Source organism: Stenotrophomonas sp. STEN030 (assembly GCF_056759995.1).
This window is the reverse complement of sequence record NZ_JBRREB010000014.1, coordinates 23,829-36,784: the sequence shown is the minus strand read 5'-3', so window position 1 is coordinate 36,784 and position 12,956 is coordinate 23,829. Positions and strand designations below refer to the sequence as shown.

Sequence of the window (12,956 nt, the reverse complement as noted above, 5' to 3'; positions counted from 1 at the left end):
CCCGCCATGCATCAATCCACCGCAACACCGCGCAGCAGCCGCTTGCTGCGCAGTGGCGCCGCACTCCTGCTATGCCTGTCCGCATCGCTGCTGCACGCTGATGAGCGCTGGCAGCGACTGGACAGCTTTCTGCAGGCAAGCACCGCGCCGGGCCAGTTCCCGGGCGCGGTGGCGCTGGTCGAGCACGATGGCAGGATCGCGTTCCAGAACCACTACGGTCAGGCCGACAGCGCTGGCACTCGGCCGATGCAAGCCGACAGCATCTTCCGCATCTATTCGATGACCAAGCCGGTGACGTCGGTCGCCGTGCTGATGCTGCTGGAGGAAGGCAAGCTGTCATTGGACGATCCGCTGTCGCGTTATCTGCCCGAGTTCGCCAATCGCCAAGTCGTAGTCGGTGGCGACGTACAGAGCCCGCAGACCGAGGCCACCTCGCGGGCGATCACCCTGCGTCATCTGCTCACCCATACCAGCGGCTTCGCAGCGGCATCGGATACACACCGGGTAGCAACCAAACTGCTGACCGCTGCCGATGTCGACAGCGCGACCTCGCTGCAGGACGTTGCACGCCGCCTGTCCACGCTGCCGTTGGCCGATGCGCCCGGCACCCACTTCCATTACGAGGGCAGCAATACCGATCTGCTGGCTCGCGTGGTCGAAGTGGTCAGCGGGCAACCGTTCGCGCAGTTCCTGCAGCAACGCATCTTCAGCCCGCTGGCGATGCATGACACCGGCTTTGAAGTTCCGGCAGCGCAGCGCGGTCGCGTGGTCGAGCTGCCAACCAGCAACGACGATGGCAGTCTGCGTGTGGCCGATACGCTCAGCGCGCGCAACCCGGGCGTGCGCCTGAAGGGCTATGACAGCGGTGCCGGCGGCTTGTACTCCACCGCCGCCGACTACCTGAAATTCGCCCACATGCTGCTCGATGATGGCCGCAGCGGGAAGCAGCAGCTGCTCGCGCGCAAGACCGTCGATCTGATGATGAGTGACCAGCTCGGCGGTTTCGAGCCAGCCATCACCAGCTATGGCGCCGGCGAAGGCTTCGGTCTGGGTGGCTACGTCATCACCAATCCCGCCTATCGCGGCAAGCTCGGCAGCGTCGGCCAGTTTGGCTGGTCCGGCGCGGCGTCCACCTACTTCACCATCGACCGCAAGGAGAAGCTGGTGGCGATCCTGCTGATGCAATACCTGCCCAGCGGTGACAACGCCCTCGCTTCACCGTCCACCCGTTTCTACAACCTCGTTTACCAGGCCATTCCATGAGTTCCACCGTTCTTGTCGCCGGCTCGGCCAATCTCGATTTCGTGGTGCGTGCGGCGCATGTGCCGGCACCGGGCGAAACCGTGCTCGGCCGCGAATTCCGCACCTTCCCCGGCGGCAAGGGAGCAAACCAGGCCGTGGCCTGCGCGCGTGCCGGCGGCGCTGCCACGCAGATGCTGCTTGCCCTGGGTGCGGATGATTTCGCCAAACCGATCGAAGCCTCGTTGAACGATTCCGGCGTGCAGCTGCACACCGTGCGTGACGCGCAGCTGCCGACCGGCACCGCCTTCATCTGCCTGTCCGATGATGCCGAGAACGCAATCACCGTCGCCCCCGGCGCCAACATGGCACTGCTGCCCGAACACCTGCCGTCGCTGAACGGCGTGCAATGGCTGTTGCTGCAGCTGGAGTCGCCGCTGGCCTCGGTGCAGGCCTACGCAACCGCAGCCCGTGTCGCCGGGGTGAAAGTCGCCTTGAACGCCGCGCCTGCGCAGGCGTTGCCGGCGGAACTGCTCGCACAGCTGGACATGTTGATCGTCAACGAAGGCGAGCTCGATGTGGTTGCCGGCAACCCACCGGACCTCGCCAGCGGGCTGGCACGAATCGACGTGCCCTGCGTGATCGTCACCCTCGGCGCGCGCGGCTGCCTGGCCCGCATCGACGGCGAGATCCTGTTGCAACCAGCGTTCTCGATCTCGCCGGTAGATACCACCGCCGCCGGCGACACCTTCTGCGGCACCTTGATTGCCCTGCTCGCCCGCAATGCGCCGCTGCAGCAGGCCCTGCTCGCCGCCAGCGCTGCTTCAGCACTGACCTGCACTCGTCTGGGTGCACAATCCAGTATTCCCGAACATGCCGAAGTACAGGCTTTGCTGGCCGACGCCAGCCGCCTGCCCGGCACCGACGCCCATGCCGCGCTTGCGGCATGGTGCGCGCTGTAACCGTTACGCCTCCCCCCGTTTTTGTTGGATGACTGCCATGACCTCCCCCTACCCCGCCCCCGATTACGACAACGATTCCCCCGATCATGGGCGTGAGGTGATCCACACCGAGTACAAGTTCTCGCACGTCACCACCGGCCGCTATCTGCCCACCCCGGGCAAGGCACCGGCGTGGCCGTTCGCCGACATCGGTAGCTGGATGATCGATGCCAATGCCAGCGCCGCCGACTGGTTGACCGAGCTGAAGGACTGGCGCCAGGAACATCTGGTGCGCATCGGCTACACCGACGTGAACTACCGTCGCCCGGAACTGCAGTGGGCGCAGCGCAATTTCGTGCATGCGCAGATGATGGTCGAGGACCGTTATTTCTTCGACGTGGAAACCGCGCAGTACACCGTCGACAAGTACCTGGACGATCTGATCGAACGCTTCGGCGGCTTGGACTCGGTATTGATCTGGTACATCTACCCGAACATCGGCATCGACGACCGCAACCAGTTCGATCTGGCGCACACGCTGCCGGGTGGACTCGAAGGTTTGACCGCTGCGGTGAAGGCATTCCAGAAGCGTGGCGTGCGCGTGTTCCTGCCGGCCAAGCCGTGGGATCACGGCACCCGCGATCCGGGCGTGACGCATTGGGATGGCTTGGCTGAGATCATCAAGGCCACCGGCGCCGACGGCATCAACGGCGACACCTTCAACGGCGTGCCGCGCGCTTTCTTCGATGCCTGCGATGCCAACGGCAACCCGGTGGTGGTGCAGCCCGAATCCACCATCAGCTCGGAAGAGCAGCTGATCTGGAACGTGCAGAGCTGGGGCAAGAAGGCACCCGATGGTCCGGTGCCGCCGGTATCCAAGTGGAAGTGGCTGGAGCCACGCCACATGGTCAATTACGAGAACCGCTGGGGGCGCAACCGCAACCACGACCTGCAGTACTGCTTCTTCAACGGCATCGGCTACAACGCCTGGGAAAACATCTGGGGCATCTGGAACCAGTTCACCGCCCGCGATGGTGAAACCCTGCGCCGCATGGCGTCGATCTACCGCCAGTTCCCGGCGCTGATCGTGGCGATGGATTGGGAGCCGTACCAGGTCTGCTACCAGGGCGGCATCTTCGCCAGCAAGTTCCCGGTCGACGGCCTGAGCCTGCACACCTTGATCAACCGCAACGAATACGCGGTCAACGGTGAGCAGATCGGCCTGCCGCATGTGGACGGCACCCGTTACTACGATGTCTGGCACGGCGTTGAACTGTCGCCGGCCGTGCGTGATGGCGTGGCCATCATCGAACTGCCGATGGAAGCGCGCGGCTTTGGCGCGGTGCTGAGCGTGCAGTCGGGCGTTACGGTCGAAGGCCTGGACACATTCCTTGCCAAAGCCGCCAAGCGCGCCGAACAGCCACTCAACAGTTTCTCCGGCGCATGGAAGGCGATCCCGCAGCAGCTGCGCGAGATCCCCGCCACCGCAGCGCAGGCTGCCGCGCCGACCGGCATGGTCACCATTCCGGCCGGCGAGTTCGTGTTCGCAGTCGGCGGCATCGAGATCGAAGGCTTCAACTGGGCCGGCCAGGACGTGCAGTTCCCGTGGGAAGACTGCCCGCGTCGCCACCACCGCAAGCTGTTGCAGATGGACGCGTTCCATATCGATCGGCATCCGGTCACCAATGCGCAGTTCAAGGCCTTCATCGACGCCACCGCGTACCGCCCGGCCGATGTCATCAACTTCCTCGCCCATTGGGTGGACGGTGCACCGCGCGCCGGCTGGGACAACAAGCCGGTGATCTGGGTGTCGCTGGAAGACGCACGCGCCTACGCCGCGTGGGCCGGCAAGCGCCTGCCGCACGAATGGGAGTGGCAGTACGCCGCGCAGGGCAACGATGGCCGAACCTATCCGTGGGGCAATGACTGGGACCAGAGCCGTGTGCCGCAGGTCAACCGTGGCCGCCGCCTGCTGGCCCCGGCCGATGTCGATGCGCATCCGCAGGGTGCCAGCCCGTTCGGCGTCGAGGATCTGGTCGGCAACGTGTGGCAGTGGACCGATGAGTTCGTCGACGAGCACACCCGTGCGGCGATCCTGCGCGGCGGCTCCAGCTACCAGCCGCAGACCTCGCACTGGTACTTCCCGCAGGCCTATCGCCTGGACCAGCACGGCAAGTACCTGCTGATGGCACCGGCCAAGGACCGCAGCGGCATGCTCGGCTTCCGTTGCGTGGTGGACGCAGCATGACTGCGGCCATCACCATCGGCCAGCAACTGATCACACCGGCAGCGGTAAAGCTCGACGGTGTGTTCGGGCAGATGCTGGCGGCCAACCGCAGCGGCCGCCTCAGCCACTTCATCGTCGATGAAGCCAGCCCGTCGATCAGCATCTTCGGCCAGGCGCACAAGCAGCAGAACCAGGAAGGCGACTGGTACGGCGAACACGCCGGCAAGTGGCTGTCGGCGACCGCGCGCGCGGTCGCACAGGGCAGCCAGCCTGAGCTGGAAGCCAACCTGCGCCGCGTCGCCGATTGGTTGATCAGCCAGCAGGACGAGGACGGCTATCTCGGCAACTATGCCGCCGACCGCCGCTTCACCGTGCCGCAGCCGCCAAAGCCCGAGAGCTGGAACGGCGAACCGGCGCTGCGCACCTGGGACATCTGGACCCACAGCTACCTGATCCTCGGCTTCCTCGAAACCTGGCGTGCGCTGGGCGATGACAGCTACCTGCAGACCGCACGGCGCATCGCCGACCTGTGCTGGCAGGCGCTGGAATCGGGTATCGACATCACCACGCTGGGCAACCACCACGGCATGTCGGCGACGGTGCTGCTGGACCCGGCCGCCGACCTGTACCTGGTCACCGGTGAGCCGCGCTATCTGGCGCTGGCCGAGAAGATCCTGCAGCAGGCCAACGCCAATCCGCGTCTGGCTTTGCTCGACAAGGGCATCGCCAACGAAGATGCCGCCTTCATCGCCACCGGCAAGGCTTACCAGCTGTCGTGGAACCTTGTTGGTCTGGCCAAGCTGTACAAGGCCACCGGCAAGGCCGATTACAAGCTGGCCATCGACAACCTGTGGAACAACATCCGCGAGCAGCACCTGACCCTGGGCGGCGGCCCGTGGGGTGGCGTGGCCCATCGCTCGCGCGAAGTGTTCAACGCACCGCGCACGTTCTTCCCGCAGGCCTATGTGGAAACCTGCTCGGTGCTGGCGTGGATGCAGCTCAACCGCGAGCTGCTGGCCATCAGCGGCCACGCCCGCTACGCCGACGAGCTGGAACGCACCGCCTACAACGACCTGCTGGCAGCGATGGCGCCGAACGGCGAGGACTGGTGCTACTACACCTTCCCCAACGGCAAGCGCGTGCATACGACGTACTGGCGCTGCTGCAAGTCGTCCGGCGCGATGGCGGTGGAAGAGCTGCCGCAGATTGCCTATGGCGTCGCTGCCGACGGCGGGCTGCGGGTGAACCTGTACGGTGCCGGCGAAGCCACGCTCCAGCATGCAGACGCCGGCAAGGTGCTGCTGCAGCAGCAGACCCGCTATCCGTTCAATGGCGACATCAGCCTGCGGGTGATGCCCGAGCACAGCGCCAGCTTCGGCATCGGCCTGCGCATCCCGGCCTGGGCCGAAGACGCACGCATCCAGGTCAACGGCGTCAACGTGCCGGTGCAGGTCGCTGCGGACGGTTACGTGCAGCTGCAGCGCCAGTGGCAGGCCGATGACCTGGTCACGGTACAGCTGCCGATGCAGCCGCAGCTGCACCGCGCCGCCAACATCAACGTGCAGGAATCGCGTGCACCGGACGGTTCACCGGTGGCGCAGGAAGTGCTGCGCTGGGAATACGTCGGCTTGAGCTACGGCCCGCTGGTCTATGCGACCACGCTGATCGATGGCTTCAAGACCGATGAAACGGTGAAGCTGCCCGAAGGTGATCCTTCGCGCTGGCTGCAGGTAGGCCAGGACGAGGGTGAAGGCGCGACGGTGACGATGCAGCTGGAATGCCGCGCGCCGTTGGTGTTCGAGCCTTACTACCGCTGCGGCGGCCGCGAACACGACGTCTGGCGCCTGAGCTGGCTGTCGCTGGCCCCGCAATAAGCCTGTCACCGCTGCCTGTCACCAGAAACTGTGAAGGCAGCGGTGGTTTTGAAGGCGATGACACCGCGATACCTGCTTTTTGTCCTCGCTGAAAATACCCGCACGATATGTTTCTTCCCATCCACCGGGAGGAAACTGCAATCAAGGATTCGAGTGCAGCCAATGTCAGCAAGCAACAACCCATCTCCGTTCGACATCGCCCAGCGCGATGGTGCCCGTGGCCCGCTCAGCGGCGTGCGTGTGCTGGACCTGAGCGCCTATATCGCCGGGCCTTACGGTTGCACCCTGTTGGCCGACCAGGGCGCGGAAGTTATCAAAGTGGAACCGCCGGTTGGCGACAACCTGCGCAAATACCCGTCCACGCTGGAAGCCGAGAGCCGCGCCTTCCTCGGCGTGAACCGCTCCAAGCGCGGTGTGGTGCTGGACCTGAAGGAAACCGACCAGCGTGCGGTGCTGATGCGCCTGGTGCGCGAGGCCGACGTACTGGTGCACAACTTCCGCCCCAGCGTGCCGGCACGGCTCGGCATCGATTTTGAAAGCCTGAACAAGATCAACCCACGCCTGGTGTACTGCGCGGTTACCGGTTACGGCGAGGACGGTCCGCTCAAGGACAAGGCTGGCTACGACCAGGTGCTGCAGACCATGACCGGCATGTGCGCGATGCAGGGCAAGCCCGGTGGCGCGCCGGAAATCCTGTACGGCTCGGTGGTCGACTATTACGCCGCTGCGCTGGTGGCTGCCGGTGTGTCCTCGGCGCTGTTCGAGCGCGAGCGCAGTGGCGAAGGCCAGTACGTGGGCGTGTCGCTGCTGCGCAGTGCGCTGACCATGCAGTCGGCACGGATGATCTGGGCCGAAGGCGAACCGGAAGGCGTGGGCCGCGACATGCGCTCGGGCGGTGTCACCGGCATCCACCCGACCGCGCAGGGCCATCTGTATATCTCCGCCAATACGCCGCGCTTCTGGCAGGCGCTGTGCGACAAGATCGGTCTACCGGCAATGGGCAGCGAGCCGCGTTACGACACCGTGCGCAAGCGTGCCGAACACTCCGACGAACTGCTGGCCAAGCTGCATGCAGCGCTGGCTGCACGTAGCGCGCTGGAGTGGGAAGCGCTGTTCGGCGAAGAAGTGCCGTGCGCCGCCGCGCGCAAGGTCGAAGACATGTTCGAACACCCGCAGGTGCTGGCCGAAGAAATGATCACCACGCTGCAGCACCCCTTGCTGGGCAGCTACCGCGGTATCACCCGTCCCATCGTATTTGGTCGCACGCCCGGTCCGCAGCCGTTCGCCGCGCCGACCTTCGACCAGGACACCGCCGCTGTCATCGCCGCCGCCGATGCTGGCGATACCACCGCCTGATCCGGAGCACATCATGAGCACTGCATCCAAGCTCGCGCAGCTGCGCGAACTGTCCGTCGTCGTCGCCGATACCGGCGATTACGACGCCATCAAGCGCCTGCGCCCGGTCGACTGCACCACCAACCCGACGCTGGTGAAAAAAGCCCTCGACCTGCCGGTCTACGCAGGCCTGATCGAGCGCGAGCTGCAATGGGGCCGCGCCCAATCCGGTGACAAACAGGCCATCGCCAATACCGTGGTCGATCGCCTGACCGTTGGCGTCGGCACGATGCTGGCCGAGCTGGTGCCGGGCCGTGTCTCTACCGAAGTGGATGCCGACCAGGCGCACAACACCGCCGCCACGATTGCCAAGGCGCGCGAATTCATCGCCATGTACGAAGCGGCCGGCGTGCCGCGCAGCAAGGTACTGATCAAGATTGCCGCCACCTGGGCCGGTGTGGAAGCTGCGCGCGTGCTGCAGGCCGAAGGCATCGACTGCAACCTGACCCTGATCTTCAACCCGACCCAGGCCCTGGCCTGCTCGGAAGCCGGTTCCTTCCTGATCTCGCCGTTCGTCGGCCGCATCCTGGACTGGTACGTGGCCAACGGCCAGACCCCGGCCAGCATTGATGAAGACCCGGGCGTGGTGTTCGTGCGCGGCGTGTTTGCCGAGTTCAAGCGCCGCGGCTCCAACACCGTTGTCATGGGTGCCTCGTTCCGTTCGACCGCGCAGATTGAAGCGCTGGCCGGTTGTGACCGTCTGACGATCTCGCCGGATCTGCTGGAGAAGCTGGATGCAGCTTTTGGTGAGCTGCCGCGCAAGCTGGTTGCTGGTGCTGCTGAAGCAGTGAATGCCGCTGCGATCGATGAAGCCAAGTTTGATGCGGATATGGCGGCTGATCCGATGGCTACGGAGAAGCTGGCTACTGGTATTGATGCGTTTGCGAAGGATCTGCAGACCTTGCGTCAGCGGATTGCTGACGAGTTGGGCGGCTGAGCGAAGCTGGCCGACAAACGTAGTGCTTGATACCTCCCTTCTCCCGCCTGCGGGAGAAGGTGCCCCGAAGGGGCGGATGAGGGGAGCTTCTAAAGCTTTTAAAAGCTTTTGCTCTACGTGCTTTAAAAGCGCCCTCACCCCAACCCCTCTCCCGCACGCGGGAGAGGGGCTTTCAGATCGCATGCTCTATTGCAGCCTTCAAAAGCTTTTCGACACCCGGCTCCCTCTCCCTCGTGCCGGGGTCACCGCAGCCGGCCCCCTGTGCCTGGTTGCGGCTTTTCTACCTCAGCGCGAAATCATCTCGATGAAACGCGCGACCCGCGTGTACGGCGGCCGCAGCAGATCACTGCCGGCCCGGCGGGTCTGCCATAGCACCGGCAGACGCTTGCTCATCGCATCAAAGCCGGCCTTGCCGTGGTAGGCGCCCATACCGCTTGCGCCAACGCCACCAAACGGCAGGCCGTTGATCGCGAAATGCAGCAAGGTATCGTTGACGGTGACGCCACCGGCAATGGTCTGGCCAACGATCTTCTCCACCGTCGCCTTGTCATGGCTGAAGGGATAAAGGGCCAAGGGCCGGTCACGGCCGTTGATGGTGGCGATGGCCTCGTCCAGTGAGCGATAGCTGCGGATCGGCAGGATCGGCCCGAAGATCTCGTCCTGCATCACCGTCGCGTCATCGCCCGGCTGCAGAATCAAGGTCGGCGGGAACAGCCGCTCGCGCCGCGAACGCTCGGCATCGATATCGGCCAACGGCAACACCTGCAGACCGCGCGCACGCGCGTCATCCACATAACCTTGCAGACGCTGGTACTGGCCTTCGTTGATGATGCGGCTGTAATCAGCGGCATCGCTGAAGTCGCCGTAACGCAACCGCACCTGTGCGCGCAGTGCGGTAACCAGCGCATCAATACGCGCTTCATCGATCAACACGTAATCCGGTGCGATGCAGGTCTGGCCGGCGTTGAACCACTTGCCGGTTGCCAAGCGAGCGGCTGCACCTTCCACCGGATAATCCGCTGCCACCAAGGCCGGTGACTTGCCGCCCAGCTCCAGGGTCAGCGGTGTCAGATGCTGCGCGGCAGCAGCCATCACCTTGCGGCCAATCGCGGTGGAACCGGTGAATACCAGATGGTCGAACGGCAGGCCAGAGAACGCCGAGGCCACACTGGCATCGCCCTGCACCACCGCCACCCGATCCGCAGGAAATACCTCGGCCAACAAGGATTGCAGGAAGGCCGAACTGTTCGGGGTGTGCTCCGAAGGCTTGAGCATGACGTGGTTGCCGGCGGCAATCGCAGTCGCCAATGGCACCAGCGCCAGATTGACCGGGTAGTTCCATGGCGAGATCACCCCGACCACGCCCACCGGCACCGGCCGCACCTGCGCCCGCGCCGGCCAGAAGCGCCAGCCCACACCAATCCGTTCCGGCTTCATCCAGCCGCGCAGGTGCGAGAACAGGTGATCGATTTCGCCGGTGACCGTCATACCATCGGCGATCACCGATTCGTGTTTGGAGCGATGCCCGAAGTCAGCGGCGATCGCCTCGGTCATCTCCGGAATGCGTGCTTTGAACGCGGCGCGCAGGCGGCGCAGATCGTCGCGGCGCTGCGCGTAGTCTGGCTTGTGCTGCTGCCATGCGCTGCGCAGCTGCGTCAGCCGCTGCTGCGGATTATTTGAACCATCGGTCAGTGGATCCATGGTGCCTCCCCAAGATCAGCGGCCACTGTAAACCTGTGTGTGTTGAGGAGTGAAGGCTTGTTTACGAAGTGGGCGTGATGTGCTGCGCAAAGTCGGGAACGAAGGCGGTGGAGCTCTCCCCCTCCCCAACCCTCCCCTGCGCGTTGCGCAAGGGAGGGAGCAGAAAGCGTGACCTGTAAGCCCCCCTTGCACGCCGCTTCTGCCCCCTCCCTTTGCCGTAGGCAAGGGGGTGAAGAAGGCCTGCTTGCGCGCCACTGGCGCGCGGCCTGATGAACGACCGAAGGCTGTGCCTTCGGGCCGGGCGGGTTGGGGAGCGGTGCTCCTTGCGAGTAGTTGGTCAAAACGCGTCATCCGGAAACCACCCCTGCGCTTGCCTGCTCCGCGCCGTGGGTGCTAGAAGAGATCATGCACGTTCAGCCGGTCACCGCGCCGTAGATGGGCGCTGCGATCCACACCGAGGGCATGCCACACCATGCTGGGCCGCGAACACGACATCGCAGTGAACCCCGACGCCTGCCCTGTGCAGGCCAAGACCGGTCTGCTGCAGGCGCTGGACTTGCATTCCCTGTGGCGTGCCTGCGTAGACCTGATCAATCAATACCTGCCCTGCCATTCGTGCACCTTGATGTATGACATCACCGGCACCTATCAACCACAGCGCAGCTTGCATTTTCTCGGCGCCAGCGCTGCCGGCAGCGCACGTCCGTTGCGCAGTCTCGAAGTTGCCGCACCGTATCTACAGCGCAATCCACGCGTCGACTGGTACACGCTGTCGCAGATCGCCTCGACCGACGCGCAGGCCCGGCTGCGGCTACGCGCGCAGAATCCCGCGCCCGGCTGGAACGAGTTCATCCACATGGCGTTCTGGCGTGGGGAAGGCCTGGACGCGGTGCTGAGCATCCGCATGCACGCCGGTCAGGAGCAGATCACCGCTGCCCACCAGCAGTTCCTTGGCGAGCTGCATCAACTGATGGCAGCTGGCCTGCAGCGTGTACGTTCACTGCGGCATGAAAGGCGCAGCCTCTATCAAGCACTGCTGGATCGGCAAAGCCAGGCCGACATCATCCTCGACCATGAGCTGCACCTGATCAGCCTGTCACCAGCGGCGCAGCAGTTGTGTGCAGACTTGCTGGCTCACAGCAGCCGCCATGTTGCCTTCCCCGATACCATCGCAGTAGCACTGCGCGGCTGGCTATCCCGGGCAATTCAACAAGCTGGTGCAGGCGCGCCAACCGAGGACCTTCAGCTACCAGGCACGCAATTACACATCAGTCTGCAGAATCGGCTGCAGGCAGACGGCCTCTACCCGATGTATCTGCTGCGACTGACGCCATTGCAATCGGCGGCAGCAGCGCCCGTGGTCGCCCGGCCGATGTGGTCCAGGCTCTCGCCGACCGAAACCCGTGTCGCCGAACTGGTACTCGATGGCATGCGCAATGAGGAGATCGCCAATCACCTGCGGCGCTCGCGTAAAACCATCGAGAGCCAGATCAGCGCGATCTACCGCAAGCTCGACGTTGGCCACCGCGCGCAGTTGGTGCGCCTGCTCAGCGTCACCGGCTGAGCAGGCGAAATCCCTCAAGGCACGAACAGGAAGTAATCGTGTGCAGCGCGCGCCAGCTGCGCGATCGCCGCATCACGCTCCTCGTTGCTGGCACGTGACTGCACGAACACAGTGACGATGGCGTGGCCGCGTCCACCCGGCAATGTAATCACGCCGACGTCGTTGATCACATCACCGACCGTGCCGGTCTTGTGCGCGACCGGGGTTTCCTTTGGCAGCATTCCACGCAGACGTGCTGCACCGGTACGGGTATCGAGCATGATGTCCTGCAGCAGCTTGGTCGAGGCCGGTTGCAGCACTTGGCCGCGCCAGACTTTCTGCAACAACGTCGCCATTGCACGGGCGCTGCTGGTGTCGCGCGGATCTTCATTCCAGGCATTGGTGTGGCCTCGCCGCAGCTCCTCGCTGCGTTCAGTGCGCGACAGCTCGGCATAGGCCGCCGGGCCCATTGGTTGGGCCTGCGAGGCGTCATTGCCACGATAGTTGGCCAGCAGTTCCCAGATGTAGCGATCCACGCGCATACCACTGATGCCCAACGCCTGCATGCGTGCGTTCACTGCCGTGGTACCGCCGCCAAGACGGATCAGGATGTCGGTGGCGTTGTTGTCACTGACCGTGATCATCATATGCAGCAGGTCGCGCACGGTGATGGCCGAGCCAGCGCTCAGGTGCAGGTCCATTGGCCCGCCCATTTCCGGGTAGACATCGTCCGCGCTCAGCGTCACCTGTTGCTGCAGGCTCAGCTTGCCTTCGTCGACCAGCTTGAGGATGTGCACGGCCACCGGCACTTTCATCGTGCTGGCCATCGAGAAGGCGCGATCGGCATCGAGATAGACGCTGCGGCCGCTTTCCAGATGGAAGATGGCCGCACCCAGCTGGCCAGGCAGCTGTGCGGCAAGCCGTTGTGCCTCGACCTGCAGGCCCTGGCTGGATGCAGGTCTGGTGGCGGCCGTTGCCGGCAGCAGCATGCAGGCCAACAGCGGCGCCACGAACAGCGCGCGCAGGCGTGGACGCGACGGGAAGCGACGGAGGTGATGCTGGTACATATGGAGTCCTCTGCGAACGGAACACTGCCGCC

At 64.6% G+C, this 12,956-nt stretch carries 9 protein-coding genes; 7 read left to right on the top strand and 2 right to left on the bottom strand.

What is annotated here, in order from left to right:
- Nucleotides 1-6 precede the first annotated feature (6 nt).
- The 6 genes from ACVOLR_RS06770 (at nt 7) to ACVOLR_RS06745 (ending at nt 8,613) form a co-directional block, all read left to right on the top strand.
- A complete protein-coding gene (locus tag ACVOLR_RS06770; protein ID WP_481535765.1) occupies nt 7-1,263 on the top strand; it encodes a serine hydrolase domain-containing protein in 1,257 nt (418 codons plus the stop codon).
- Entirely contained in the window at nt 1,260-2,201 is a 942-nt protein-coding gene (locus tag ACVOLR_RS06765) for a ribokinase (protein ID WP_481535764.1), read from the top strand. Before ACVOLR_RS06770 ends, ACVOLR_RS06765 begins: the two co-directional genes overlap by 4 nt.
- A gap of 37 nt (nt 2,202-2,238) precedes the next feature.
- The gene (locus ACVOLR_RS06760) at nt 2,239-4,428 is read left to right on the top strand and encodes a formylglycine-generating enzyme family protein (protein WP_481535763.1); all 2,190 of its coding nucleotides are present in this window, start codon (nt 2,239-2,241) and stop codon (nt 4,426-4,428) included.
- The gene (locus ACVOLR_RS06755) at nt 4,425-6,281 is read left to right on the top strand and encodes a glycoside hydrolase family 127 protein (protein WP_481535762.1); all 1,857 of its coding nucleotides are present in this window, start codon (nt 4,425-4,427) and stop codon (nt 6,279-6,281) included. Before ACVOLR_RS06760 ends, ACVOLR_RS06755 begins: the two co-directional genes overlap by 4 nt.
- A 162-nt stretch (nt 6,282-6,443) precedes the next feature.
- On the top strand, nt 6,444-7,637 hold the full coding sequence (locus tag ACVOLR_RS06750) for a CoA transferase (protein ID WP_481531356.1): 1,194 nt from the start codon (nt 6,444-6,446) through the stop codon (nt 7,635-7,637).
- A gap of 13 nt (nt 7,638-7,650) precedes the next feature.
- Nucleotides 7,651-8,613, top strand: coding sequence for a transaldolase (locus ACVOLR_RS06745; RefSeq protein ID WP_481535761.1), 963 nt, complete (start codon nt 7,651-7,653; stop codon nt 8,611-8,613).
- 285 nt (nt 8,614-8,898) lie between these two features.
- On the opposite strand, the gene ACVOLR_RS06740 is transcribed toward ACVOLR_RS06745, so the two are convergent.
- Entirely contained in the window at nt 8,899-10,314 is a 1,416-nt protein-coding gene (locus tag ACVOLR_RS06740; protein WP_481535760.1) for a coniferyl aldehyde dehydrogenase, read from the bottom strand.
- A gap of 472 nt (nt 10,315-10,786) precedes the next feature.
- On the opposite strand from ACVOLR_RS06740, the gene ACVOLR_RS06735 reads away from it, so the two are divergent.
- Nucleotides 10,787-11,878: a helix-turn-helix transcriptional regulator gene (locus ACVOLR_RS06735; protein WP_481535759.1), complete on the top strand. Its 1,092-nt coding sequence runs from the start codon at nt 10,787-10,789 to the stop codon at nt 11,876-11,878.
- 14 nt (nt 11,879-11,892) lie between these two features.
- Here the strand turns inward: ACVOLR_RS06735 and bla are convergent, their stop codons facing one another.
- A complete protein-coding gene (bla, locus tag ACVOLR_RS06730; protein WP_481535758.1) occupies nt 11,893-12,924 on the bottom strand; it encodes a class A beta-lactamase in 1,032 nt (343 codons plus the stop codon).
- Between the last annotated feature and the right edge of the window lie 32 nt (nt 12,925-12,956).